This window comes from Pseudomonas sp. MWU13-3659 (assembly GCF_023757525.1).
In the GTDB taxonomy this organism is placed as follows: Bacteria; Pseudomonadota; Gammaproteobacteria; order Pseudomonadales; family Pseudomonadaceae; genus Aquipseudomonas; species Aquipseudomonas entomophila_E.
The window spans coordinates 165,193-190,037 of the sequence record NZ_JAMSHW010000009.1; the positions used below are offsets into that span (position 1 = coordinate 165,193).

At 64.2% G+C, this 24,845-nt stretch carries 27 protein-coding genes and 1 tRNA gene; 13 read left to right on the top strand and 15 right to left on the bottom strand.

What is annotated here, in order from left to right; translation table 11 throughout:
• Positions 1 to 24: 24 nt before the first annotated feature.
• Entirely contained in the window at positions 25 to 1,215 is a 1,191-nt protein-coding gene (locus tag NGM28_RS13945) for a benzoate/H(+) symporter BenE family transporter (RefSeq protein ID WP_252090527.1), read from the bottom strand.
• A gap of 146 nt (positions 1,216 to 1,361) precedes the next feature.
• Between NGM28_RS13945 and NGM28_RS13950 the strand changes: the two genes are divergently transcribed.
• Entirely contained in the window at positions 1,362 to 1,964 is a 603-nt protein-coding gene (locus NGM28_RS13950; RefSeq protein WP_252090528.1) for a glutathione S-transferase family protein, read from the top strand.
• An 83-nt stretch (positions 1,965 to 2,047) separates the two neighbouring features.
• On the opposite strand, the gene NGM28_RS13955 is transcribed toward NGM28_RS13950, so the two are convergent.
• The 5 genes from NGM28_RS13955 to NGM28_RS13975 form a co-directional block, all read right to left on the bottom strand.
• On the bottom strand, positions 2,048 to 2,419 hold the full coding sequence (locus NGM28_RS13955; protein WP_240065786.1) for a glutaredoxin family protein: 372 nt from the start codon (positions 2,417 to 2,419) through the stop codon (positions 2,048 to 2,050).
• Positions 2,420 to 2,478: 59 nt separating this feature from the next.
• Positions 2,479 to 3,024 carry a GTP cyclohydrolase I FolE gene (gene folE / locus NGM28_RS13960; protein ID WP_240065787.1) on the bottom strand — a complete coding sequence of 182 codons (546 nt, stop codon included), beginning with the start codon at positions 3,022 to 3,024 and terminating at the stop codon, positions 2,479 to 2,481.
• 69 nt (positions 3,025 to 3,093) lie between these two features.
• Positions 3,094 to 3,654 carry a Smr/MutS family protein gene (locus NGM28_RS13965; protein ID WP_252090529.1) on the bottom strand — a complete coding sequence of 187 codons (561 nt, stop codon included), beginning with the start codon at positions 3,652 to 3,654 and terminating at the stop codon, positions 3,094 to 3,096.
• Between the two features lie 208 nt (positions 3,655 to 3,862).
• On the bottom strand, positions 3,863 to 4,183 hold the full coding sequence (locus tag NGM28_RS13970; protein ID WP_240065789.1) for a hypothetical protein: 321 nt from the start codon (positions 4,181 to 4,183) through the stop codon (positions 3,863 to 3,865).
• 88 nt (positions 4,184 to 4,271) lie between these two features.
• Complete coding sequence (locus tag NGM28_RS13975; RefSeq protein WP_213660086.1) at positions 4,272 to 4,865, bottom strand: cysteine hydrolase family protein; 594 nt, start codon at positions 4,863 to 4,865, stop codon at positions 4,272 to 4,274.
• A 179-nt stretch (positions 4,866 to 5,044) separates the two neighbouring features.
• Between NGM28_RS13975 and prmB the strand changes: the two genes are divergently transcribed.
• Positions 5,045 to 5,953: a 50S ribosomal protein L3 N(5)-glutamine methyltransferase gene (gene prmB / locus NGM28_RS13980; protein WP_240065790.1), complete on the top strand. Its 909-nt coding sequence runs from the start codon at positions 5,045 to 5,047 to the stop codon at positions 5,951 to 5,953.
• 87 nt (positions 5,954 to 6,040) lie between these two features.
• Here prmB and NGM28_RS13985 read toward each other — a convergent pair whose 3' ends face one another.
• Together NGM28_RS13985 and NGM28_RS13990 are read right to left on the bottom strand one after the other, a co-directional pair.
• Positions 6,041 to 6,823, bottom strand: coding sequence for a hypothetical protein (locus NGM28_RS13985; protein ID WP_240065791.1), 783 nt, complete (start codon positions 6,821 to 6,823; stop codon positions 6,041 to 6,043).
• Between the two features lie 124 nt (positions 6,824 to 6,947).
• Positions 6,948 to 7,907 (bottom strand): alpha/beta hydrolase, encoded by a 960-nt coding sequence (locus tag NGM28_RS13990; protein ID WP_240065792.1) that lies wholly within the window; start codon positions 7,905 to 7,907, stop codon positions 6,948 to 6,950.
• Positions 7,908 to 8,082: 175 nt separating this feature from the next.
• Here NGM28_RS13990 and aroC point away from each other — a divergent pair, with 175 nt between their 5' ends.
• The 3 genes from aroC (at position 8,083) to NGM28_RS14005 (ending at position 10,982) form a co-directional block, all read left to right on the top strand.
• Positions 8,083 to 9,174 (top strand): chorismate synthase, encoded by a 1,092-nt coding sequence (gene aroC, locus NGM28_RS13995; RefSeq protein WP_240065793.1) that lies wholly within the window; start codon positions 8,083 to 8,085, stop codon positions 9,172 to 9,174.
• Positions 9,175 to 9,291: 117 nt separating this feature from the next.
• Positions 9,292 to 10,446 (top strand): MFS transporter, encoded by a 1,155-nt coding sequence (locus tag NGM28_RS14000; protein ID WP_252090530.1) that lies wholly within the window; start codon positions 9,292 to 9,294, stop codon positions 10,444 to 10,446.
• Positions 10,446 to 10,982, top strand: a complete 537-nt coding sequence (locus NGM28_RS14005; RefSeq protein ID WP_252090531.1) for an oxidase — start codon at positions 10,446 to 10,448, stop codon at positions 10,980 to 10,982. The genes NGM28_RS14000 and NGM28_RS14005 overlap by 1 nt, the downstream gene beginning before the upstream one ends.
• Positions 10,983 to 10,986: 4 nt before the next feature.
• Here NGM28_RS14005 and NGM28_RS14010 read toward each other — a convergent pair whose 3' ends face one another.
• Positions 10,987 to 11,259, bottom strand: coding sequence for a DUF3509 domain-containing protein (locus tag NGM28_RS14010; RefSeq protein WP_213660093.1), 273 nt, complete (start codon positions 11,257 to 11,259; stop codon positions 10,987 to 10,989).
• 268 nt (positions 11,260 to 11,527) lie between these two features.
• On the opposite strand from NGM28_RS14010, the gene NGM28_RS14015 reads away from it, so the two are divergent.
• Both NGM28_RS14015 and NGM28_RS14020 read left to right on the top strand, forming a co-directional pair.
• Positions 11,528 to 12,037, top strand: a complete 510-nt coding sequence (locus tag NGM28_RS14015) for an ankyrin repeat domain-containing protein (RefSeq protein ID WP_252090532.1) — start codon at positions 11,528 to 11,530, stop codon at positions 12,035 to 12,037.
• Positions 12,038 to 12,098: 61 nt separating this feature from the next.
• Positions 12,099 to 12,629, top strand: coding sequence for a hypothetical protein (locus tag NGM28_RS14020; protein ID WP_252090533.1), 531 nt, complete (start codon positions 12,099 to 12,101; stop codon positions 12,627 to 12,629).
• A 157-nt stretch (positions 12,630 to 12,786) separates the two neighbouring features.
• Here the strand turns inward: NGM28_RS14020 and NGM28_RS14025 are convergent, their stop codons facing one another.
• Positions 12,787 to 13,713: a ZIP family metal transporter gene (locus tag NGM28_RS14025; protein WP_240065798.1), complete on the bottom strand. Its 927-nt coding sequence runs from the start codon at positions 13,711 to 13,713 to the stop codon at positions 12,787 to 12,789.
• Positions 13,714 to 13,839: 126 nt separating this feature from the next.
• Here NGM28_RS14025 and NGM28_RS14030 point away from each other — a divergent pair, with 126 nt between their 5' ends.
• The 4 genes from NGM28_RS14030 to NGM28_RS14045 all read left to right on the top strand — a co-directional run bounded on the left by NGM28_RS14030 (position 13,840) and on the right by NGM28_RS14045 (position 17,172).
• A complete protein-coding gene (locus NGM28_RS14030) occupies positions 13,840 to 14,031 on the top strand; it encodes a PLDc N-terminal domain-containing protein (RefSeq protein ID WP_240065799.1) in 192 nt (63 codons plus the stop codon).
• Positions 14,032 to 14,199: 168 nt separating this feature from the next.
• The gene (locus tag NGM28_RS14035) at positions 14,200 to 16,278 is read left to right on the top strand and encodes an LTA synthase family protein (RefSeq protein WP_252090534.1); all 2,079 of its coding nucleotides are present in this window, start codon (positions 14,200 to 14,202) and stop codon (positions 16,276 to 16,278) included.
• 140 nt (positions 16,279 to 16,418) lie between these two features.
• The gene (locus NGM28_RS14040) at positions 16,419 to 16,655 is read left to right on the top strand and encodes a hypothetical protein (RefSeq protein WP_240065801.1); all 237 of its coding nucleotides are present in this window, start codon (positions 16,419 to 16,421) and stop codon (positions 16,653 to 16,655) included.
• A gap of 184 nt (positions 16,656 to 16,839) precedes the next feature.
• Positions 16,840 to 17,172 carry a ribonuclease E inhibitor RraB gene (locus NGM28_RS14045; protein WP_011532819.1) on the top strand — a complete coding sequence of 111 codons (333 nt, stop codon included), beginning with the start codon at positions 16,840 to 16,842 and terminating at the stop codon, positions 17,170 to 17,172.
• 55 nt (positions 17,173 to 17,227) lie between these two features.
• Here the strand turns inward: NGM28_RS14045 and NGM28_RS14050 are convergent, their stop codons facing one another.
• Complete coding sequence (locus tag NGM28_RS14050) at positions 17,228 to 18,034, bottom strand: c-type cytochrome (protein WP_252090535.1); 807 nt, start codon at positions 18,032 to 18,034, stop codon at positions 17,228 to 17,230.
• A gap of 528 nt (positions 18,035 to 18,562) precedes the next feature.
• On the opposite strand from NGM28_RS14050, the gene NGM28_RS14055 reads away from it, so the two are divergent.
• Positions 18,563 to 19,297, top strand: coding sequence for an amidotransferase (locus tag NGM28_RS14055; protein ID WP_252090536.1), 735 nt, complete (start codon positions 18,563 to 18,565; stop codon positions 19,295 to 19,297).
• Between the two features lie 97 nt (positions 19,298 to 19,394).
• Here NGM28_RS14055 and NGM28_RS14060 read toward each other — a convergent pair whose 3' ends face one another.
• From NGM28_RS14060 to NGM28_RS14070, 3 genes are all read right to left on the bottom strand, one after another.
• Positions 19,395 to 20,366 carry a magnesium and cobalt transport protein CorA gene (locus NGM28_RS14060; protein WP_240065804.1) on the bottom strand — a complete coding sequence of 324 codons (972 nt, stop codon included), beginning with the start codon at positions 20,364 to 20,366 and terminating at the stop codon, positions 19,395 to 19,397.
• An 87-nt stretch (positions 20,367 to 20,453) separates the two neighbouring features.
• The gene (locus tag NGM28_RS14065) at positions 20,454 to 21,170 is read right to left on the bottom strand and encodes a lysophospholipid acyltransferase family protein (protein ID WP_240065805.1); all 717 of its coding nucleotides are present in this window, start codon (positions 21,168 to 21,170) and stop codon (positions 20,454 to 20,456) included.
• 188 nt (positions 21,171 to 21,358) lie between these two features.
• Positions 21,359 to 22,048, bottom strand: coding sequence for a crotonase/enoyl-CoA hydratase family protein (locus tag NGM28_RS14070; protein ID WP_252090537.1), 690 nt, complete (start codon positions 22,046 to 22,048; stop codon positions 21,359 to 21,361).
• A 289-nt stretch (positions 22,049 to 22,337) separates the two neighbouring features.
• Between NGM28_RS14070 and NGM28_RS14075 the strand changes: the two genes are divergently transcribed.
• Positions 22,338 to 22,427: transfer RNA gene (locus tag NGM28_RS14075), tRNA-Ser, on the top strand.
• A gap of 156 nt (positions 22,428 to 22,583) precedes the next feature.
• Here the strand turns inward: NGM28_RS14075 and NGM28_RS14080 are convergent.
• On the bottom strand, positions 22,584 to 24,713 hold the full coding sequence (locus tag NGM28_RS14080; RefSeq protein ID WP_252090538.1) for a TonB-dependent siderophore receptor: 2,130 nt from the start codon (positions 24,711 to 24,713) through the stop codon (positions 22,584 to 22,586).
• Between the last annotated feature and the right edge of the window lie 132 nt (positions 24,714 to 24,845).

Consider the following 24,845-nt stretch of genomic DNA (forward strand, 5'->3'; position numbering starts at 1 on the left):
CCGGCTTGCCGGCGAACTGCTGCTTCAACCCTTGCGCGGGCTCAGGATCAGCAGGGTCAACACCCCCGCCACGATCCCCCAGAACGCCGAGCCGATCGAGAACAGGGTGAAGCCCGACGCCGTTACCATGAACGTGATCAGCGCCGCCTCACGTTCCCGGGCCTCGCCCATGGCCACGCTCAGGCCGTTCATGATCGAGCCGAACAGCGCCAGGGCGGCGATCGACAGCACCAGCTCCTTGGGCAGCGCGCCGAACAGCGCCGCCAGGGTGGCGCCAAAGGTGCCGGCCACGCCATAGAAGATCCCGCACCAGACCGCCGCGGTATAGCGCTTGGCCGGGTCTTCATGGGCATGCGGGCCGGTGCAGATCGCCGCGCTGATCGCCGCCAGGTTGATGCCGTGGGAGCCGAACGGTGCCAGCAGCAACGAGGCGAATCCGGTGGCCGAGATCAGGGGCGATGCGGGCACCTGGTAACCGTCGGCGCGCAGCACGGCGACCCCTGGCATGTTCTGCGAGGTCATGGCCACGACGAACAGCGGGATGCCGATGCTGATGGTCGCCGCCAGCGAGAAGCTCGGGGCCGTCCACACCGGCGTGGCGATTTCCAGTTGGAAACCGCTGAAGTCCAGCAACCCCAGGGCACCGGACAGCGCCGTGCCGACCAGCAGCGCGGCGAGCACGCAATAGCGTGGCGACAGGCGTTTGACCAGCAGGTAACTGAAGAACATGCCCAGCACCAGCAGGGTGCGGTGCTGCGCGGCGACGAAGATCTCGCTGCCGATCTTGAACAGGATGCCGGCCAGCAATGCCGAGGCCAGCGAGGCGGGGATTCGCCTGACCAGGCGCTCGAAGCTGCCGGTCAGTCCACAGATCAGCACCAGCACGGCGCAGGTGATGTAGGCGCCGATGGCCTCGCTGTAGCTGACCCCACCCAGGCTGGTGATCAGCAGCGCCGCGCCGGGCGTCGACCAGGCCACCGTGATAGGTGTGCGATAACGCAGCGACAGGCCGATGCTGCACGCCGCCATGCCGATCGACAGTGCCCAGATCCACGATGAGATCTGCGCGCTGGTGAGCCCCGCCGCCTGGCCGGCCTGGAACATCAGCACCAGCGAGCTGGTGTAGCCGGTGAGCATGGCGATGAAGCCGGCGACCACCGCCGACGGAGAGCTGTCCGCCAGCGGCCGCAGGCGCGCGGAGGTAGCATCGGTCATGGAGTAATTCCTTGTACAGGTGTAAGCATTTTTTGCAGGCTACCGCGTCATGGGGCGATTCTTGCCATACAGCAGCCATTGCATTTAACCGTACAGTCGCCAACTATTGGTCTCGGATAGGCAACTGCGTGAAAGGGGAGGGGGCGATGTACAAGGTCTATGGGGATTACCAGTCGGGCAACTGCTACAAGGTCAAGCTGATGCTCAGCCTGCTTGACCGCCCGTGTGAGTGGCATTCGGTGGATATTCTCAAGGGCGAGACCGAGACCCCCGAGTTCCTGGCCATGAACCCCAACGGCAAGGTGCCGGTGCTGCAACTGGAGGATGGCACCTGCTTGTGGGAGTCCAACGCGATTCTCAACTTCCTGGCCGACGGCAGCGAGTTCCTGCCCAGCGAACCGCGCTTGCGTACCCAGGTGCTGCAGTGGCAGTTCTTCGAGCAGTACAGCCATGAGCCGTATATTGCCGTGGCGCGTTTCATCCAGTTCTACCTGGGGCTGCCGGACGAGCGCATCGAGGAGTATCGCAAGCTGCACAAGGGCGGGTACAAGGCGCTCAAGGTGATGGAGCGGCAGTTGCAGATGACGCCCTACCTGGTCGGGGACCAGTATTCGATTGCCGATGTGGCGTTGTACGCCTACACCCATGTGGCACATCAGGGCGGGTTCGACCTGGCGGATTACCCGGCGGTGAGAGCCTGGCTGGAGCGGGTGGCGAGCCATCCGCGGCATGTGCCTCTGGTGAGTTGAGCACGGGCCCTGTTCGCCGGCAAGCCGGCTCCTACACGATATCTGTAGGAGTCGGCTTGCCGGCGAACAGGGCCAACGTGTTGTCAGATCGCGGCGAAGCGTTTGTCCAGGTAGGCGATGATGTCCTTGGACTCGTACATCCAGGTGACTTTGTCGCCTTCCTCGATGCGCAGGCACGGCACTTTCACCCGGCCACCGCCTTCGAGCAGCGCCTGGCGGTGCTGCGGGTCGTTCTTCGCATCACGCAGCGTCACCGGCACATTGAGCCGGTGCAGGGTGCGGCGGGTCTTGACGCAGAACGGGCAGGCATGGAACTGGTACAGCGCGAGGCCTTTGGCCTGCTGTTCGACACCGGCCTGGGCCGTGGCATCGCGCTTTTTCTTGGCCGGGCGGCTGATCCAGTCAGCGAACACGATGAGCTGGCCGAGGCCGACCCGCAGGGCTTTGACGATCATGGGCAACTCCTGAAAAGAAAAAGCCGACCCCAATGGGTCGGCTCCGGATCACAGGCCGATCACTTGATCAGGCTGAGGAACTCGCCGCGGGTGGAGGCATTCTCGCGGAACTCGCCGAGCATCACCGAGGTGAGCATGGTCGAGTTCTGCTTCTCGACGCCGCGCATCATCATGCACATGTGCTTGGCTTCGATGACCACGGCCACGCCCGCGGCGCCGGTCACCTGCTGGACGGCCTCGGCGATCTGGCGGCTGAGGTTTTCCTGGATCTGCAGGCGACGGGCGAACATGTCGACGATCCGCGCGACCTTCGACAGGCCGAGCACCTTGCCCTGGGGGAGGTAGGCGACATGGGCCTTGCCGATGAACGGCAGCATGTGGTGTTCGCACATCGAGTAAAGCTCGATGTCGCGGACCAGCACCATTTCGCTGTTGTCGGAGCTGAACAGCGCGCCGTTGGTCACTTCTTCCAGGGTCTGTTCATAACCGCGGCAAAGGTATTTCATGGCCTTCGCAGCCCGTTTCGGCGTGTCGAGCAGGCCTTCGCGGGAGACGTCCTCGCCCAGCTGGCTGAGGATCTCGGTGTAGTTCTGTTCCAGGGACATGGATCTACCTGTGGAAAATTTCGCAAAGACGAAGGGTACGGCGCCAAGCACGGCGCTGCAAGCGCGATGTCATTCGTCGCGGCCTTCGAGCATGGTTCGCTTGAGCATGACGTACAGCGCGCCGGTGCCGCCGTGGCGGGCCTGGCAGGAGGCGAAGCCGAGCACTTGCGGGTGTTGGCGCAGCCAGGTGTTGACGTGGCTCTTGATCATCGGGCGCTTGCCATCGATGCGCGCGGCCTTGCCGTGGGTCACGCGCACGCAGCGCACTTCGAGCTTGTTGGCTTCGGCGATGAAGTCCCACAGGGTTTCGCGCGCCTTCTCGACGCTCATGCCGTGCAGGTCGAGGCTGCCCTCGAAGGCGATCTGGCCGAGCTTGAGCTTGCGGATCTGGCCTTCCTGCACGCCGTCGCGGCGCCACATCAGTTCGTCTTCGGCGCCGACATCGATGATGAACTGGTCGGACAGGCCGTCGACGACCAATGGCTGATCGCTGCGGATGGTTGCTGCCTGGCGCAGGCCGGCCAACTGCTTGCGGTCGGCCTTGGGTTTGCCGACCTCGGCGCGATCGTGCTGGATCGGTTTGACCCCGCGCACTTCACTGCGGAAGAGGGAAAAATCGTCGTCTTGCATGGTGCCTCCACGTGGGCGGCGTAGTTTACGCGACTGGCCGTCGGAGTGAAGCCTTGGGTTGCTCGTGCGGGCAAACACAATCTATTGAGTTTCCACGCCTCTGTAGGAGCGGCTTTAGCCGCGATCACCCGCGAAGCGGGTGCCGGACACAGCGCTGGCTGCATCGCGGCTGAAGCCGCTCCTACAGAGGGCCCTGATGCTCAACAGGTCAGTCGTGCTTTTTCATCAAGTGTGGCGCCAGGTTCAACCCGTGCCCGCGGCGCAGGCGAATGCGGCTGCGCCGCCAGCCGCGTACACCGAAGTACAGCAGCACGATGCCGACCACCGCGAGCGTCGCCGCCAGCGGTCGGTTGGCATTGAGTTCGGCAAGGGCGGGGTAGTTGCCCAGCAGGCCGGCGACGCCGGCCATGGCGAGGAGGATGCCCAGTGTCGCGAGCAGCACCGAGAAGGCGGCGCCCAGGCGCGCGCCCCAGTTGCTCGGTTCGCGCTGGCGCAGGCGCTTGGCATCGAAACGGCCTTTGAGCTTCATTCGAAGTCCTCTGGATCTTTGTAACGCTGATCCGGATTTCGACCTGCGGGCTGTCCTTGGGTTCCGCCCGTCCGCCGGACGGTCTCGGTCAGACCAGGCTGGCGGTGGGGGCGACGCAGGCGAAGTTGTCGGCCATCACGGCCATTTCGCACTGGTGGATCTGCGCAGCGGGGATCACCGTATCCTTGAGGGCAAGGTCACGGGTTGCCGAGGCATCTTCCACCAGGGTGCAGCGATAACCATAGTCCTTGGCGCGGCGCACGGTGGTGCTGACGCTCGAGTGGCTCATGAAGCCGCAGACGATCAGGTCAAGCGGGCCGAACGCCTGCAGCGTTTCATGCAGCTTGGTGTTCTTGAACGCGTTGGGCATGCGTTTTTCAATGACGACTTCGCCCTCCAGCGGCTCCAGGCCGGGGATGAACTCACCCCCCGGGCCCTGCGGGTCGAAGCGACCGCCGACGGTACCGAGGTGGCGGACGTGGATGATCGGACGGTTGGCCTTGCGGGCGGCGTCGAGCAACCTGGCGATGTTCGCCACGGCCTCGTCCATGCCCGACAGCGCCAGCGGACCGCTCAGGTACTCCTTTTGCGCATCGATGACGATCAGGCTGGCTTGGCCCAGCTTGGCCGGCGGGTAATCGCGGCCAGTGAGGCGGAACATCGTGGTTGGAACGGAGGACATCAAGGGCTCCTTGGATAGGGCTTTTGTATACCTATTCTCCCTCGCCTTGGCGTCAATGTGAATGGTTGACATTGCAGGCGGCATGGTTACTGGCCTGGGGCTATCCATTCGGCCATCGGAGAAAACAAATGTGTGGTGTGGGCTGTTAGACTTTTGTCCTGTCTGAAAAGGAGTACCCCGTGATCACATCCCGCCTGCGCACCCTGCGCGACCATATCCGCTGGGCGGTCAGCCGCTTCCATGAGCACGAGCTGTTCTTCGGCCACGGCGCCGACAATGCCTGGGACGAGGCCCGGCTGCTGGTGCTCGGTTCGGTGCACCTGCCGTGGGAGGTGGCCGACAGCTACCTGGACTGCCAGCTGGAGGACGATGAACGGGTACGCCTGCAGCACCTGCTCAAGCGCCGCATCGAAGAGCGCGTGCCCACCGCCTACCTGCTGGGCGAGGCGTGGTTCTGCGGCATGTCGTTCATCGTCGACGAGCGCGTGCTGGTGCCTCGCTCACCCATTGGCGAGTTGATCGAAAAGCGTTTCGAGCCGTGGCTGGCGGCGGAGCCGGCGCGCATTCTCGACCTGTGCACCGGTTCCGGTTGCATCGGCATCGTCGCCGCCGATGTGTTCCAGGACGCCGAGGTGGTGCTGGCCGACCTGTCCTTCGATGCGCTGGAAGTGGCCAACCAGAACATCGAGCGCCATGGCCTGGAACAACGTGTCTACACCGTGCAGGGCGATGGTTTCGGCGGCTTGCCGGGGCAGCGCTTCGACCTGATCCTGTCCAACCCGCCCTATGTCGACGCCGAGGATTTCGACGACATGCCGGCCGAGTACCACCATGAGCCCGAGCTGGGCCTGGCCTGCGGCAATGATGGCCTGGACCTGGTGCGGCGGATGCTGGCCGAAGCGGCCGAGCACCTGACCGAGAAGGGCCTGCTGATCGTCGAGGTGGGCAACAGCCAGGTGCACGTCGAGGCGCTGTACCCTGAAGTGGACTTCGCCTGGCTGGAGTTCGAGCGTGGCGGCCACGGGGTGTTCATGCTGACCGCCGAGCAGTGCCGGAAGCACCAGGATCTGTTCAAGTCGCGGGTGTGATTTGAATGGGGCTGCTTTGCAGCCCTTTCGCCGGCAAGCCGGCTCCTACGCGGTATTTTCTGTAGGAGCCGGCTTGCCGGCGAACAATCAGCGGGTGGCGATCCAGATCAATAGCCCCGCCTGGAACACCGCGAAGGCCACCAGGCAGGTGATGGTGAAGCGCAAGCCGCTGTCCTCGCGACGGTACTTGGCCACGCGCTCGTCACGCTCGCGCAACTGGGCTTCCTTCTCCATCAGGTTCTGCTCGGCCTGCTGCAGCATGCCGGCCGCCTCGATGATATCGACGCGCTGGACCTTCTCGGTGTTCCAGCCACCCTTGAGCTGGCCCACCGCGGTTTCCACCACTCGCCCCTTGAGCAACTGGCCATCGGCGTATTCCACGGCCAGGCCGACGCTGGCCAGCACGTGGTCGCGGCGCAGGCGAGTGTCCTCGTTGAGCGCATCCTTGTTCGGCAAGCTCATGCCTTCGACCCGGTAGTGCGAGCAACGTTGTTGCAACCACTGCACCGCCTGGGCCAGCAGGAAGCGGCCGAGACCGCGGTTCAGCGGTTCGAGTTGCAGGCCACTGTCGCTGCCGATGCGCACCAGGCGCTGTTCGTGGTCGACGCGGATGTCCAGCTGGTTCTGTTCCTTGCGCACTTTCTGCCCGGGCAGGCGGATTTCCATGCGCAGCAGGCTGTGGGCCTTGTCGTGACGCTCGGCGTAGCCGAACTGGACGAAGCGCAGGGGCCGTGCGCCGCTGTTGCGGTCGGTCGGCAGCGGCGCCAGGCGCAGCAGCTGGAAGTGTTCGGCGGCAAGGTCCGCCCAGGGCTGGGGAGCGCTGTCCGGGGCTTGTTCTTCTGTCGCCTCGGCGGCGGGGGCATCGGTCATCGGGACAATCCTCAAGTGCACGGCGGCCAGGTGTTCAGCGGGCCTTGGCGCCGTGATCACGACCTTCATAGCTGCATTATCGGCAGCTCGGGCCAAGACCTGAGTATTGTCGGTGATCGAACCCTCAGGTCGGTGGCAACTGGTGGATGAAGGCGACGATCCGTTCACCCAGCTCGCGCGCCAGGGGCAGTTCCGGGTTGAGGTAGCTGTCGCGTTGCTGGCGGATATCTCGGGGGCTGATGCGCAACACGTGGTTCATGCCGTCGATCAGCGCCAGCTCGGCATCGGGCTTGGCGGCCTTGAGGCGCTCGGCGTCGGCCACTTCGACTTGCACGTCATTGCGGCCCTGGACGATCAGCGCGGGCACCTTGAGGTGGGCAAAGGCTGCCGCCGGGTCCTGGCGCAGCAGCGAGATCAGGTACGGCTGCACGCTGGGGCGGAATACCTGGCGCAGGGGCGCCGGCACGTCCAGGCTGGTCTGCCCCGCCTGCAACCTGTCGATCAGCGCCACGGCGGCGTTCAGTTGCGCAGGGGGCAAGCGTTGGGCCAGTTGCTCGCGCAACACCTGCGCCACCGGGCGGCCACTACCGGCCAGGGTGATCACTGCGCTGGCGCCGGCCTGCTCGGCGGCCAGGCTGGCGATCAGTGCGCCTTCGCTATGGCCGACCAGGATCAACGGGCCAAAGCGAGGGTCATGGCGCAATGCCTGGCCCCAGGCGACGACGTCGGCCACGTAGCGTTCGACGCTGAGGTCGCGCTCGTCGGGCGTGGCCGGTTGGCTGGCGGCCACGCCGCGCTTGTCGTAGCGCACACTGGCGATGTGCTCGCCGGCCAGCAGCAGGGCCAGGCGCTTGAGGTTGTCGATGCGCCCGGAGGCGGGGTTGTTGCCATCGCGGTCGGTAGGGCCGGAGCCGGCGATGATCAGCACCACCGGAGGCGGGGTATCCTGTTGCGGCAACAGCAAGCTGCCGTGCAGCACCCCCTGACCGGTGTCCAGGTCGATAGGGCGTTGCAGCACGGTGGGGGCGGCTTGGGCTAGACCAGTGCAAAGCAGCAGGAGGAGGGCGGCGAGGCGCGACTTCATCAACGGGTACTATCTGGGGAGGTCTGGTTTCGACCTTGGGGTTTGTGGAAGGTTCGCTGCCCCTTCGCCGGCAAAGCCGGCGCCTACATTGAGGTCAGCACGGGCCACCATTACCGTGGTGTTTTCCGTATACTGGCCGCTTTCGTTCATTTCAGGCTGATCTCGCGGAGCGTCCATGTCCGGCAATACCTACGGCAAGCTGTTCACTGTCACCACCGCTGGCGAAAGCCATGGGCCGGCGTTGGTCGCCATTGTCGATGGGTGCCCGCCGGGCCTCGAGATCTCGCTCGCCGACCTGCAGCACGACCTCGACCGGCGCAAGCCCGGCACCAGCCGGCATACCACTCAACGCCAGGAACCGGACGAGGTGGAAATCCTCTCCGGGGTGTTCGAGGGCCGCACCACCGGTTGCTCGATCGGCCTGCTGATCCGCAATACCGACCAGAAATCCAAGGACTACTCGGCGATCAAGGACCTGTTCCGCCCAGCCCATGCCGACTACACCTACCACCACAAGTACGGCCTGCGCGACTACCGTGGCGGTGGTCGCAGCTCGGCGCGCGAGACCGCCATGCGCGTGGCGGCCGGCGCCATCGCCAAGAAGTTTCTCGCCACCCAGGGTATCCGTGTGCGCGGCTACATGAGCCAGCTCGGCCCGATCGAGATCCCGTTCAAGACCTGGGACTCGGTGGAGCAGAACGCCTTCTTCAGCCCGGACCCGGACAAGGTGCCGGCGCTGGAGGCGTACATGGACCAGCTGCGCCGTGACCAGGATTCGGTGGGCGCGAAGATCACCGTGGTCGCCGAAGGCGTGATGCCGGGCCTGGGCGAGCCGATTTTCGACCGCCTCGATGCCGAGCTCGCCCACGCGCTGATGAGCATCAACGCAGTCAAGGGCGTGGAGATCGGCGCCGGTTTCGCCAGTGTCGCCCAGCGTGGTACCGAGCACCGTGACGAGCTGACCCCCGAAGGCTTCCTCAGCAACAACGCCGGCGGCATTCTCGGCGGCATCTCCTCGGGCCAGCCGATCGTCGCCCACCTGGCGCTCAAGCCTACTTCGAGCATCACCACGCCCGGCCGCTCGATCGACATCGACGGCAATCCGGTCGAGGTGATTACCAAGGGCCGTCACGACCCTTGCGTCGGCATCCGCGCCACGCCGATCGCCGAGGCGATGATGGCCATCGTGCTGATGGACCACTTGCTGCGTCATCGCGCACAGAATGCCGGTGTCACGGTACATACCCCGGTGTTGGGGCAGCTCTGATATCAGGGTGGCCCCTTTCGCCGGCAAGCCGGCTCCTACAGGTACGACAGCGCCTCGGTAGGAGCCGGCTTGCCGGCGAAGGGACCGCAAGGCCAAACCGACCTATCGATCAAGCCCATGCCCCCCATCCCCTACTGGCGCCTGTCCAGCTTCTACCTCTGCTACTTCGCCCTGCTCGGCGCCACCGCACCGTTCCTGGCGCTCTATTTCGACCACTTGGGCTTCTCCCCGGCACGCATCGGCGAACTGGTGGCCATCCCCATGCTGATGCGCTGCCTGGCTCCCAATCTCTGGGGCTGGCTGGGTGACCGCACGGGCCAGCGCCTGTTGATCGTGCGCCTGGGGGCGTTGGCGACGCTGGCGACCTTCTCGCTGATCTTCTTCGGCAAGAGCTACGCCTGGTTGGCGCTGGTCATGGCGCTGCACGCGTTCTTCTGGCACGCCGTGCTGCCACAGTTCGAGGTCATCACCCTGGCCCACCTGCATGGCCAGACTTCACGCTACAGTCAGGTCCGGCTGTGGGGCTCGATCGGCTTCATCCTCACCGTGGTCGGGCTGGGCCGCCTGTTCGAATGGCTGAGCCTGGACATCTACCCGGTGGCGCTGGTGACCATCATGGCGGGCATCGTCGTCGCCAGCCTGTGGGTGCCCAATGCCCAGCCGGTGGAGCAGACCGACCGGGGTAGGGCAGGGGGCTTCCTCAGGCAACTGGCGGCCCCCGGCGTGGTGGCCTTCTATATTTGCGTGGCGCTGATGCAGCTCAGCCACGGCCCTTACTACACCTTCCTGACCCTGCACCTGGAGCACCTGGGCTACAGCCGTGGCGCCATCGGCCTGCTGTGGGCGCTGGGGGTGGTGGCCGAAGTGCTGGTGTTCATGATGATGAGCCGGATCTTCGCGCGGGTTTCGGTGCGCCGGGTGCTGTTGGCGAGCTTCCTGCTGGCCGCCGTGCGCTGGCTGTTGCTGGGCAACCTGGCCGAGATCCCGGCGGTACTGGTACTCGCCCAGGTTCTGCACGCCGCCACGTTCGGTTGTTTCCACGCCGCCAGCATCGCCTTCGTCCAGGCCAGTTTCGGTGCGCGCCAGCAGGGCCAGGGGCAGGCACTGTACGCGGCGCTGTCCGGTACCGGTGGCGCCTTGGGCGCTTTGTATTCGGGCTACAGCTGGAAATGGCTGGGCCCGCACTTCACCTTTGGTATGGCCAGCGTCGCGGCACTGGCCGCAGCCGTTATCATTGCCCTCCATCTGAAAGAAAGCAGGAACGACCCCTGATGAGCATCCTCAGTGTTTTCGACCCGTCCAGCCCGGAACTGCCGAACAAGGTGCTGACCCACCACGACGACATCGCCGCGACGCTGGCCGAGCAGGGCGTGCGTTTCGGTCGCTGGCAATCGGGGGCGCGACTGCGCCCGGGCAGCAGCGAAGGTGAGGTCCTGGAGGCCTGCCGCGAGCCGCTCGATCGATTGATGACGGCCCACGGCAGTGCCGCATTCGCCGTGCTCAGCCGCGAGGGAGTCGATCCGGCCCTGGACGACCTGCGCGATGAGCATGTGCATGACGGCGAGGAAGTGTTCGCGGTGATCAGCGGACGGGCCCAGGTTAACTTGCGCCTGGGCGGCTTCATCCATGCCGTATTGTGCGAGAAGGACGATGTACTGGTGATTCCAGCAACGGTACGGCGCTGGTTGGACCTGGGCGATGCCCCGTTCTGCCTGGCGTTGCGCCTGTTCGACAGCACGCAGGGCATGCAGCCGCGGTTCACCGGTGATGCCGGTGCCCGGCAGTTTCCGGGGCTCGACGAGCTCTGAGCGATCAGCGATAGGTTGGCAGGGCGAAGCGCTGCTGGCTTTGCAGTCTCGAGATCACCGGCAGGTCGCAGGCCTGTTCGGCCAGGTCGCGGCGGATGGCGCTGATGGCCCAGGACAGCTGTTCGGCGCTGTGCAATTGTGCGTATGACAGCACGCGACGGGTCACCACGCCATCAGCGGCGCGCAGGGTCAGCAGGATGCCGCCGTCTGGTCGTGACTGAGTGGCGACCTGGTAGGCCGAGAACACCGACGTGAATTTTTCCTGAATGAGGTCCATGGCAACTCCTGACTGTTGTGCTGGCAGACGTGAGTTGGGATTTGCAGTGAGCGTGCCAGTCTTTCTGTTTTTATAAATTCCTTATAAAACAATAGGTTATGTTTACTTTTGATATCGGGCTGTTTGCATTTTGCAATGTCGTGCATTTTGCACAGTGCAAAATGCACGGTAATAGGTTTGTTCTCTCTGCCCCATAGAATCTGCCGCTTTGACCCCTGGAGGGTGCCTGGCCAACACTTGGCCCCACGAAATTGCCAGGAGGTTCCCGATGTCCGATCAACAGTCCGCCGAAGCGACCGCCGCCTTCGCCGAAGAAGTCTTCGAGTGCGCCCGTCGCGGTGATGCGCCCATGCTTGAGCGCCTGCTCGCCAGTGGTCTTCCGGCCGACTTGCGCAATCACAAGGGCGACACCTTGCTGATGCTGGCCAGTTATCACGGTCATGAAGAGGCGGTTCGCGTGTTGCTGGCCCATGGCGCCGACCCGCTGATCGCCAACGACAACGGTCAGTTGCCCATTGCCGGTGCAGCGTTCAAGGGCGACCTGGCGATGATCCGCGTGCTGCTGGCGCAGGGCGTGCCGGTAGATGCCGCCGCCGCTGATGGCCGCACCGCGCTGATGCTGGCGGCCATGTTCAATCGCCTGGAGATCCTCGATCACCTGCTGGCCCAGGGTGCCGATCCGGCGCACCGCGATGCCGCGGGCATCACGGCGCTGATCGCGGCGCGGACCATGGGCGCGATGGATACCGCAGCGCGCCTCGAGGCGCTGCCCGGCTAACCCCCTGGGGGCGTTTGCGGCTATCCTTGGCGCCTTTTACGCCAATCCGCAGGGCCCCCCAATGAAAGACCAGTTGCTCGAATTCATCAGCCTCATCGGCGCCGGCTGCCTGCCCGATGACGTCATCGAGCGCATCGCCGACGAGGCCGCCCAGGCCTACGCCGACCCCGCCGCCTTCCTCGCCGCCAACCCGGACATCAACTACGACGACACCTTCCCGATCCCGCTGGGCGAATGGGTGGTGCTTGGCAGCTTGCCTGATACCGTGGTGTTCCAGGCTGACACTTACCAGGACCTGTTCCAGCAGATCAGCGACTCGTTCGACAAGAGCGTGCCGTTCACCCTCAAGCCCAAGCAGTTGGCGCGCACCGAGCCGCTGACCGCGCTCAACCGCATCCAGGTGCAGATGGGGGCGCTGAACAAGGAAGCCGGCGGCTATGTGCTGCTGAACTTCAGTCAGTTGCTCGATGACGAGTTGCAGATGGTGATGGTGGGGCAGAACGACCTGGCGCGGGTGCTGGAATTGGGCGCGGCGGTGGGGATCAAGGTGGAGCCGGCGCTGGAGGCGCTGAAAGTGGCGGTACACGTCTGAGCCGGGGGGTTACCTACTCCCCTGTAGGAGCGGCCTTGTGCCGCGAAAGGGCCGCAAAGCGGCCCCAAGATCCTTGCGCCAACGCTGGAATCCCGGGGCTGCTGCGTAGCCCTTTCGCGGCACAAGGCCGCTCCTACAGGGATTGCGCATTGGTCTTTCAACCCAACGCGGTATCAAGGAACATCATCACCGCGAACCCGCCCATCAAGCCAAGGGTCGCCGCCGTCTGGTGGCCGTTGCGGTGGGTTTCCGGGATCACTTCGTGGGACACCACGAAGATCATCGCCCCCGCCGCCAGCCCCATGCTGATCGGGTAGGCCAGGGCGAAGCCGGTGGAAATCCCCAGGCCGATGACCGCCCCGAGGGGCTCCATCAGCCCGGAACCGATCGCCACCAGCGCCGCCTTGAAGTTCGACAGCCCCGTGGCGCGCAAGGCCAGGGCCACGGCCAGCCCTTCGGGGATGTCCTGGATGGCGATGGCGCTGGTCAACGGCAGGCCGATGTTCAGGTCGCCGTTGGCGAAGCTCACGCCGATGGCCATGCCCTCGGGCAAGTTATGCAGGGTGATAGCCAGCACGAACAGCCAGACCCGGCTGATCCGCTCGGCTTCCGGCCCGCAGGGGCCGGTGCTTTCGTGCTCGTGCGGGGTGAAACGGTCGAGCCCGAGCATCAATAGCACGCCCAGCCCCATCCCCAGCACCACGGTAAAGGCTGCGGCCGGGCCGTTGCCGGTGATTTCCCGGGCGGCATCCAGGCCGGGGAGGATCAGCGAGAACGAGCTGGCCGCGAGCATCATCCCGGCGGCGAAGCCCAGCATCACATCCTGGCTGCGCGCGCTGACATCACGCAGGACCACCGCCAGCACCGCGCCGAGGGCCGTGGCGCCGAAGCCGGACAGGCCGCCGAGCAATGCCAGGTGAAGGTTGTCGGCGTGGTCGCCGTTGATGGCATTCCAGACGCTCGCCATCAGCAAGGCGAGCATGGCGAGCAGGCTCAGCAGCAGGCCGGCGCTGAGCCAGGGGGTGTCGATCGCCTGTTGCCGCCAGGCGCCGATCATCGAGAGTTGGGTATTGGCTGGGGGCATGCGGACCTCGGGACGGTGGATTACGGCAGTCTATCCAGTGACCGGCGTGGCCGGCCAAGGATTCCCCTCTATCGGCGTCATAGCCAGCTATGCTCTGCAACACTGTCATCTAGTGGGGGCGGCGCCATGGGTTCGACCTTCAATGGCCTGGTTGGCTTGATCATCCTGGCCCTGGATATCTGGGCGATTCTCAATGTGCTCAAGAGCAGCGCGGAGGTGGGGATCAAGGTGCTGTGGATACTGTTGATCGTGCTGCTGCCGGTGCTGGGGCTGATCATCTGGGCGATCGCCGGGCCGCGGGGCAACATTCGGATATAGATGCGGCGAGGGTCCTGGCCGGCCCTTCGACAAAATTTTCACACTCGATTTTTGAGAATTCGCGCCGCACAATGCGGCCTTGGTCCGTGGCCACGGTAATGGTCGGACCTCCAGGCTGTTGGCGATTGTCGCCTTCCCGCAAACCGCAATCCTAGGACCTCTCCATTCATGGCTAACACGGACGCCTTGAAGCAACAGGGCGTGCGAGGCTCGTTCTCGCCAACCCTGAAATCCCACCTGGCCTACACGCTGCTCAGCGGCCTGGTGATCATGCTGATGCTCAGCCTGGTACGCCTGGCGCTGCTGGTCTACAACAGCGACATGATCGGCGACACCCCTTACTCGACCGTCGCCGAAGGCTTCTTCAACGGCCTGCGGTTCGACCTGCGGGTGGTGGTGTACATCAGCATCCCGCTGCTGCTGGCCGTGCTCAGCCCCTGGCTGATGGCCCGACGTGGGCTGTTCCGTTTCTGGCTGACCATCGCCTCGAGCGTGGTGATGTTCCTCGGCCTGATGGAGATGGACTTCTACCGTGAGTTCCACCAGCGCCTCAACGGCCTGGTGTTCCAGTACATCCAGGAAGACCCCAAGACCGTCATGAGCATGCTCTGGTACGGCTTCCCGGTGGTCCGCTACCTGCTGGCGTGGCTGTTCGGCACTTGGCTGTTGAGCTTGCTGTTCAAGGGCATCGATCGCCTGACCCGTGGCGCGGGTGATTCCGTCCAGGCCTCTGGCCGTCGCTCGGTCGCACCGTGGTACGGCCGCCTGGCGGTGTTCATGGTGATCCTCCTGGTGGCCGTGATCGCCGCCCGCGGCACCCTGCGCCAAGGCCCGCCGATGCGTTGGGGCGACGCCTTCACCACGGACTCGAACTTCGTCAACCAGCTGGGCCTGAACGGCACGCTGACACTGATCGACGCCGCCAAGAGCCGCTATGGCGAGGACCGCGCCAATATCTGGAAGCCGGTGCTCAAGCAGGACGAGGCCACCCAGAGCGTGCGTGAGCAACTGCTGACCGCCCACGACACCCTGGTCGATGCCGACGAGGCCGCCATCCGCCGTGATTTCGTGCCGCCGCAGGGCCGCACCCTGCCGATCAAGAACGTCGTGGTGATCCTCATGGAGAGCTTCGCCGGCCACTCGGTGGGCGCCCTGGGCAGCCCGAACAACATCACCCCGTACTTCGACAAGCTGGCCAAGGAGGGTCTGCTGTTCGACCGCTTCTTCTCCAACGGCACCCATACCCACCAGGGCATGTTCGCCACCATGGCCTGTTTCCCCAACCTGCCGGGCTTCGAGTACCTGATGCAGACCCCGGAGGGTGGCCACAAGCTGTCCGGCCTGCCGGCGCTGCTCAGCGCCCGCGACTACGACGATGTGTACGTCTACAACGGCGACTTCGCCTGGGACAACCAGTCCGGGTTCTTCGGCAACCAGGGCATGACCACCTTCATCGGCCGCAACGACTTCATCAACCCGGTGTTCTCCGACCCGACCTGGGGCGTGTCCGACCAGGACATGTTCGACCGCGGCAACGAAGAGCTGGCCAAGCATGACGGCAAGAAGCCGATCTACGCATTGCTGCAGACGCTGTCCAACCACACGCCGTACGCGCTGCCGAGCAACCTGCCGGTCGAGAAGGTCACCGGCCAGGGGCGCCTGGACGAACACCTGACCGCCATGCGCTACTCCGACTGGGCCCTGGGCCAGTTCTTCGAGAAGGCGCGCAAGGAGCCTTACTTCAAGGAAACCCTGTTCGTCATCGTCGGCGACCATGGCTTCGGCAACCACCAGCAGGTCACCGAGCTGGACCTGGGCCGCTTCAACGTGCCGCTGCTGCTGATCGCCCCGGGCATCCAGGAGAAGTTCGGCGCGGTGAGCCACACTGTCGGTACCCAGGTCGACATCGTGCCGACCATCATGGGCCGCCTGGGTGGCCAGACCCGTCACCAGTGCTGGGGCCGCGACCTGCTCAACCTGCCTGAGGGCGACGAGGGCGTGGGCATGATCAAGCCGTCGGGCAGCGAGCAGATCGTCGGCCTGGTGCAGGGTGACCGCATCCTGATCGAGTCCAAGGACATGTCCCCGCGCATGTACCGTTACCAGTTGGGCCGCGAGTTCAAGGCCGAGCTGATCGAAAGCCCGGACCAGCCGCAGATGCTCAAGCGTCTCGAGGCGTATATCCAGACAGCGACCAAGAGCCTGCTGGACAATACCGCCGGTGTGGTGCACGGCACGCCGAAGTAAGTGATACGCACCAGGAAAGCCCGCCGTTATCGGCGGGCTTTTTTTTGCGTTGCCGGTCTGAACCCCTGAACGACGAGCCCGTATGGCGGTCAGCTATTACGGGTATCACTCACCGTTGCGCGTATAGCGAGGGCCAATCGATGAAAGAGTGGGAAGTCATCTTTGCCGACCAGAAAGGCGAGCCGACGTCGCTGCTGCTCAATGCCGAGCAGTGCCCCAGCGAGGAAGACGCCGCGCGCGCGATACGTTCGCATCTGTTTCCGGTCATGGACGAGCTGGACCTCAACGACTTCCAGGGCCGTACCCATTCACCCACGGCGCGTTGGCTCAAGGAGCAGAACGGCGTCGTCATCACCGATATCCGTGAAGTCCCCTGAAAGCAGGCTTCTGGCGTGGTGCCTGCACAGGCACTACGCTGGAGTGAGGCACCGGCCTAATCTGCGGGCCTGTGTCGGTTCGATTCGCGTCTTGCATCAGCTCTAATTGCCAGGCATGGCACCGTTGCCAGGCAGGTGCGTCGTGCACTGAAAGTCTATCCATTGCTTTGCAGGAGGACGTTTCATGAGCAGCCAGAACGAAGACATCAGCAGCAGTGTCCTGCGCCAGATGAAAGCTGGCGGTTTCGATTTCACCCGCATCCACCCCATCGAGTTCTATGCCGTCTTCCCTGACGAGGCGGGCGCCCGACGCGCTGCCGGGGCGTTTCGCGGCGAGTCTCTCAATGCGCAGGTCAGCGAGCGGGACGACGGTGCCTGGCACCTGGAACTGAGCAAGGTCATGTACGCCACCCATGGCGGCATCGGGGCCTTCGAACAATCCTTCGAGCGTGCCATTTCGCCGTTTGGTGGCGAGGTCGAAGGCTGGGGTGTCAAGCAGGAGCGGCCGATCGCCTGAGCTGCTTGCATACGTACCTGTAGGAGCCGGCCTTGCCGGCGAACAGGGCCGCGCGCTAGTCGCCGGCCTTGCGCCCAGCCATATGCTTCAGATAAGCCAGTACCGCATCAAGCTCCTGCTCGCTGAGCACCTGCGGCGAGAAGCCTGGCATCTTCGCCTGCGGCCAGCGCCGCAGGCTCTGGGGATCACGAATGTACTGGCGCAGGAATGCCGGCTGGAAATACTCGGTGGGGTTGTGCGGCAGGTTCAGGTCTGGCCCCAGTTGCGCGTCGCCCGCGCCATTGAAGCGATGACAGGCCAGGCAGTTCTGCTGGAACAAGGCAAAGCCCTGGCGCACAGGGTCGTCCAGGGCCAGGGCCGGATCGGGCAGCAAGGCGGGAAAGCGTGCCTCGACCGCTGCCAGGCGGCGAATCGTGCTGATCTGGAACGGCCACTGCTCCGGGCGTATGCGGCTGGCCTGAGGTTGGGTCCAGACCAGATAGAAGGGCCCCGCGCTCGGTTTCCCTGTGCCGATCGAAGGCCAGGGGTGGGCTGGATCCTCGATGGCCAGCCAGGCCTGCGCCGGGCCTGGCTGCAGCAACGAGGCGGCCGGCATCTCGGCGGCGAAACCGTCCAGCGCGATGGCCTGGAGGTGATCACCCGGTTCTACTCCCTCAAGCAGCGCGGCTAGCGGCACGGCGCGGTAATGCAGGGTGCGCTTGTAGGTGACGTCCTGCTCGATGGTGATATCGCGGGCCTGGGGGTGGCCGAGCAATTGTTCGCTTTGCCAGTGGCGGCTGACGGCTCCCAGTTCCAGGGTCAGTTGCGCCGCCCAGGAAGGCAAGGCAAGCAGCAGGCAGATCAGGGTGAGGCACGCGCGCATGGGCAATCTCCAACCATCAAGGTCGGCAGGTTACCTGCGCATTGCCGTTAATGGCCACTGCGCTGTTCAACCGAACAGCCGGGTGAGGTTCGGCAGTATCAGCAGCAGTGTGGTGGCGAAGAGAATGAGCCCTGCTTGGCGTACTTTCGATTGTCTGAACATGGCGGACCGCCTTCTTGTTGTTATTCCTGAATAACCCTTGGCTTCCCTGTCGCGCGTCGGGTCGATCGCAGTGGGACGACAAAGCACCGTCTCTGCTTGCCTCTTGTGTCTGGGTATACAACCAACAGTAGGGCCCGCGTCATCCCTGTTTCAGAACCCTTTGTTCTAACCGTGATTTCGATGATTTCAACTGGTTTTAAGGCCACTGGCCACACCGCTGCCACGCTGGGGCTAGACGAGTGCGCGGGCAGGGTTACCAAGGGTTACAGGGCCTACCGTTCGTCTGGACATCCTACTTGCTTGTACAGCCCTTTCGCGTCAGTCTTTACAGCAATTCCCACACACATGTCGTTCAGGACTATTCCTATGTCGTTACGCATCTGCATCCTTGAAACCGATGTCCTGCGACCTGAGCTGGTTGCGCAGTATCAGGGCTACGGAAGGATGTTCGAGCAGCTGTTCTCGCGTCAGCCGGTCGCCGCCGAGTTCGACGTGTACAACGTGATGAACGGCGACTACCCCGCAGACGATGCAGCCTACGATGCCTACCTGGTGACCGGCAGCAAGGCCGATTCGTTCGGCAGCGACCCGTGGATCCAGACGCTCAAGGCCTACCTGCTCAAGTTGTACGGGCGTGGCGAGAAACTGCTGGGTGTGTGTTTTGGCCACCAGTTGCTGGCGCTGACCCTCGGTGGCAAGGCCGAGCGTGCCGACAAGGGCTGGGGGGTGGGGATCCACCGCTACAGCCTGGCAGCCCATGCGCCGTGGATGGACCCGGAGGTGACCGAGTTGACGCTGCTGATCAGCCACCAGGACCAGGTCACCGAAGTGCCCGAGGGTGCCACGGTGATTGCCTCCAGCGACTTCTGCCCGAACGCCGCCTACCACATCCGTGACCAGGTGCTGTGCTTCCAGGGGCATCCAGAGTTCGTCCACGACTATTCGCGCGCGTTGCTCGATGCGCGTCAGGACTTCCTGGGGGAGGAGGTTTACCAGAAGGCCGTGGCCAGCCTGGCGAGCGAACACCAGGGCGACCTCGTGGGGGAGTGGATGTTGCGCTTCATTCAGCAGCCGGCCAAGGTGGGCGATAGCACGGTGTGATGGTCGGGCCGGCCCGGCTATGCCGGGCATCGCCAGCAAGGGTGGCTTCTACGGGTTGCGGAGGTACCTGTAGGAGCCAGCTTTGCTGGCGAATGGGCTAAAGCCAACCCGATCGCTTGAAACTGTAGTACAACCCCGAACACCCAAACCCAATTACCCCAAGCACGGCAAAGTAACCGTAATGCCAGCCCAGCTCCGGCATGTTCTGGAAGTTCATCCCGTAGATCCCGGCAATCGCCGTGGGGAACGCCAGGATCGCCGCCCAGGCGGCGAACTTGCGCTGGGTGATGCTCTGGCGTGATGACTCCAGCAGCATGCCGATCTCGATGGTCTGGCTGGCAATGTCGCGGATACCGGCCAGGTCTTCCATCTGCCGTGTGACGTGGATCTGCACGTCGCGAAAATACGGGCGCATGTTCTTGTCGATGAACGGGAAGCTCAGACGCTGCAGCTCCTCGCTGACCTCCACCATCGGCGCCACGTAGCGGCGCAGGCGCAGGATATCCCGGCGCAGGCTGTGCAGGCGCTGGATGTCCTCTTCCTTCAGCGAATTGCCGAGCACGCTTTGCTCCAGCTCCTCGATCTCGCCATGGATCGCCTCGCTGACAGGCTGGTAGTTCTCGGTGACAAAGTCGAGCAGGGCGTAGAGCACGAAGTCTTCACCATGTTCGAGCAGCAGCGGGCGCGCCTCGCAGCGCTGGCGCACCAGGGCGTAGGACTTCGAGTGGCCGTTGCGGCAGGTGATGATGTAGCCGTTGCCGGCGAAGATGTGGGTTTCGATGAACTCGAGCTTCCCTTCGTGGCGCACCGGCGAGTAGGTGACGATGAACAGCGCGTCGCCAAAGGTCTCGAGCTTGGGCCGGCTGTGTTTTTCCAGGGCATCCTCGATGGCCAGTTCGTGCAGGCCGAACTGACGTTGCAGGTTGGCCAGCTCCTCGGCGTTGGGCTCTTCCAGGCCGATCCAGACGAAGTGCCCGGGCTTGCGGGCCCACTCGGCGCCTTCGTCGAGGCTGATGTTGGTGACCTTCCTGCCGGCGCTGTACACCGCCGACGCGACGACTCGACCCATGGTTGTCCGCTTATTCGGTTGAACACCGTGACAGCTTGGGCTGTAAGGCGGCCCGGGGCAACCTGTGGGGCGTGAAGAATTGCGGGCCTACACGGGGAGTTCGTGTTCCATGTGGTCGATGCAGTGCTGCATCTGGGTGCGGCATTGTTCGATCAGTGCGGGGATGTCCTGCGAGGTGAGGCCGGCGGTGGCGATGGGGGCCAACGAGCGGATGATCACCGTGCGTTGGCGCCAGCTGTTCAGGCCCAGGCGCTTTGTGTAGCGGCTGACGCACACCGGCACGATCGGCACGCCGGCTTCGATGGCCATGTGGAAGGCGCCTTTCTTGAACGCCAGCAATTGCTCGCCGGGGTTGCGCGTGCCTTCCGGAAAGATCCAGATCGAGGTGTCGTCGCGCAAGGTGCGCGTGGTCGCCTGCAGGGCTTTGCGCGCCTGGTAGGCGTTCTTGCGATCGATCAGCACATTGCCACCGAGCCAGAACAACTGGCCGAACAGCGGGATCCAGCCCAGGCTCTTCTTGCCGATGGCGACGGTACGCCGAGGCACTACCTGGCCGAGGATGAACAGGTCGTAGTTGGATTGGTGGTTGGCGATGATCACGCAACCGGGCGGCTGGTCCCACAACGGGCCGACTTCGGCTTTTACCCGGATGCGCATGAACCAGGCGGCCGGCACGCTATAAAGGCGGGCGAACACGCGGCTGTTATCCGGGTTGAAGGGGCGTAGCAGGCCGATCAGCAGGCCCAGCACGCCAACCAGCAGGAAATGCAGCGCCAGCAGGAGCATGCGCAAGATATAAAGCATGGAACGGCTCACACCAGTCAGTCGCGGCGCAGTGTACGGGTGTGCACTGTCCGGGGCAAATACTCGGTGAGCGTCTGGTGGGTCTTTGTAGGAGCGGCTTCAGCCGCGATGCAGGCGCCGTGTCCCCGGCACCCGCTGCGCGGGTGATCGCGGCTGAAGCCGCTCCTACAGAGGCATAGGCTCGGCGATCAGCCCATGTGGTTCTGGTCCTGCAGGATCGCCTCGTCCAGCGCTTCCAGCAGTGCCTTGCGCACCTTCAGCTTGGTGTTCTTGTGCGCCAGCATGTTCAGCTTCTTCAACTCGCGGGCCGCCGCCAGGGCGGCTTCATGCAACTGTTCGGCCGGCACTACCTTGTCAAGGAAGCCCGCTTCGCGCGCGCCCTGCGGGTCGAAGATCTCGGCATTGTTCACCGCCCGCTGGAAGGCGGCGCGGCTGAGGCGGTCGCGGGCCAGTTCGATGCCGGCGTGGTGCATGGTCATGCCGATCTGCACTTCGTTCAGGCAGATCTTGTAGGGGCCTTCGACACCGATACGGTAATCGCCCGACAGCAGCAGGAAGGCACCTTTGGCCACGGCATTGCCGGGGCTTGCGACAATCACCGGGAATGGGTGCGACAGCAGGCGGCGGGCCAGGGTGGAGCCAGCAGTCACCAGGCCGATAGCCTCCTTGGGGCCGGCGGTCATCACCTTGAGGTCGTAGCCGCCGGACAGAATGCCCGGCTGGCCGGTGATGATCACGATGGTGCGTTCTTCCACGGCGCGGTCGAGGGCGGCATTGAAGGCGACGATGAGATCCGGCGAGATGGCGTTGACCTTGCCGTTGTTCAGGGTCAGGGTGGCGATGCCGTCTTCGGCGTGGTAGGTAATCAGCTCGCTCATGGCAGAGTCCTTTGGATGGCGTGGCGACGACGTTACCCAGCGGCGCCGGCCAGGTAAAGCGCCAAGGCTGACTGGCCAGTCAGCGCCGGGCCGACATCCCTTGGTTAGTCGGGGTAGGGCTTTGGCGGTGGGAAAAAGCGCTGGGCACAATGGCAGCATTGCCTTGATAAGCCTGCGTTTTCGGGGAATTGGCTTAAGCGCATGAAAATTCTGAAAAAAATGCTTGCCAAAGAAAAGCTCTTCTACTAAATTAGCGCGCCTCGACAGGCTGAATAGCTTGAAGAGAAACGGTGAAGTGTCCGAGTGGTCGAAGGAGCACGCCTGGAAAGTGTGTATACGAGAAATCGTATCAAGGGTTCAAATCCCTTCTTCACCGCCACATTCTACGAGAAGCCCCCGAATCGAAAGGTTCGGGGGCTTTTTGTTTTACTGCGTGAAGAGTTGTGGCCCAAGCAAGATTTGATGTTGTCTGAACGGGCCCTTTCGCCGGCTTGCCGGCGAAAGGGCCCGTGCAGTCAGCACATCACAATGACTGTCAGAAACTGACGGAAGCCGACAGTCGAGCGGTACGCGGCGCGCCCTGGAACAGGTAGTTGTCGCCCAGGTAATCGCCTACGTCGCGCCAGTAGCGCTTGTCGAAGATGTTGTCCACGGTCAGCCGCAGCACGGTGTCGTAGCCGCCGATGCGGGTGCGGTAGCGGCTACCGATATCGAACACGGTGTAGCCGCCGACTTCGACATTACCTGCCTGGCTGGCGTACTTGCTGGCGCTGTAGCGCGCACCACCCAGCAAGGCCAGGCCGGGTACCGGCAGGGCGTAGTCGGCGTGAACGGCGGCGCGCAGGCGAGGAACGTTGATCGCCTGGTGGCCTTCGTAGGCGTTGGTACCGCTGTTCTGCACGCGCGCGCGGATCGCCGCGGCACTGGCCTGGATCTGCAAGTTCGAGGTCACCTGGCCACTGGCGCCCAGTTCCAGGCCGGTGTTCTTCTGCTGGCCCTGCTGCACATAGGTGAAACTGGCGCCCTCGGGGCGTGCGTACTGGTAGGCCTGGCGGATCTGGAACAGGGCGGCGCTGAAGCTCATGCCCTGCCAGTCTCGCTTGATACCAACCTCCATCTGCCGCGACAGGGTGGGCGCGAGGATTTCGGCGGCATTGCTGGCGAACCAGGGCGCTGTTCCTCCGGCGGACAGCCCCTTGGAATAGCTGGCGTACAGCGTGGTGTCCGGTTGTGGTTTGTAGATCAGCGCCGCATTGGGCAGCAACTGATACTGCTGGGTATGCCGACCGGCAACGCCGTTCTCGTCCCAGGTCTTCTCGTCCAGGCGCACTTCCCGGGCGCCGATCACGGTTTGCCAGTTTTCGTTGAGGGTGATCCGGTCGCTGAGGAACAGGCCATATTGACGGCTGTCCAGGCGGCGCTCGCTGGAACCGATGGATTTGTCGGAGGGTTCCAGGGCGGGGGCGCCGGTGTAGATGTTGCCGGTACCCAACCATTCGTTGTAATACGGCCGCTGATCGAGCGTACGACGCTGGGCGCTGGCACCCACCGTCAATTCGTGGCCCACGCCCAGCGCATCGAAACGTCCATCGAGCATGGCTTGCGCTTCGTCGATGCGACGGGTGTCGTCGGGGCTTCGGAAGTCGTAGATGTCATAGTCGCCCGTGCTGCCAAAGAACGCGCCTTCGCTCGAGCCCCAGGCAAACGCACTGTAGTCGTCGATCACCACTTTGCTGCGCGAAGCGCTGAGGGTGCCGTTCCAGGTGTCGTTGAACCGGTACTTGAAGCGACCACCCAGGTTCAGCGAATCGTTCTGCACCGGCTTCGCCCATGACTGCCTGGCCAGGTGGTCCTTGGGGGCGACCCCATGGGGCACCTGGGTGCCGCCGAGCAACTGGTAGCCCGGTACCGAATACTGCTCGCGGTGCTGGTACTCGGCGTCCAGTTCCAGCACGGCATCCGGGCTGATCTGCCAGTCGAAGGCCAGCGAGGCGAAGTCGCGCTTGCCGTCGGCATGGTCGACGTACGAACGGATATCTTCATGGGCCAGGTTGGCGCGCAGGCCGAACTGGCGCTCGGTGCCGAACCAGCCGCCCAGGTCGGTGGCCAGGTAGCGTTCGCCCTGTTCGTTGGTCGAGACGCTGACGCTGCGCACATCTTCCGGGCGCTTGGTCACGTAGTTGACCAGGCCGCCGGGCTCCGACACGCCGCTCTGCAGCCCGGAGAGCCCCTTGAGCAGCTCGACTTGCTGCTTGTTCTCCAATGCCACGTTCTGTTCGCCGGCAATGGTCTGGCCGTTGATCCGGTAGCTGCTGGCGGCGTTGAGCTCGAAGCCGCGCACGTTGAAGTTCTCGTAGTAGCCGACCGGGGCGTAGCTTTCACCCACCGAGGCGTCGCTTTGCAGCACTTCGCTCAACGTGCGCACCTGGCGGTCGTCGAGCAGTTGGCGGTTGAACACGCTGACCGAGGCGGGCGTGTCCAGCAGCGGGGCGTTGTGCAGGCCGCCGACCTGGGCTTCGCGTGCCTGGTAGCCCTCGTTGCCGTAAACCTCCGAGACGCGCACGGGGGCCAGGGTCACGCTGTCGGCGGCAAGGCCCTGGCCACTGTGCAGGGCGAGGCCGAGGCTGAGCAGGCCGAGGGGCAGGCGGGGGCGAAGCGAGGTCATGCAAGGCTCCTTGGAAGGCGGACGCGCCGTTATTGGCCGGCGGCTGTCGGGCAGGCAAAAGGGCGCCATGGTAGCAGGCTGCCAAGCACGGGTTTGGATGTTTCAGGAGGGAAGGCCATATGCCTAAGACGA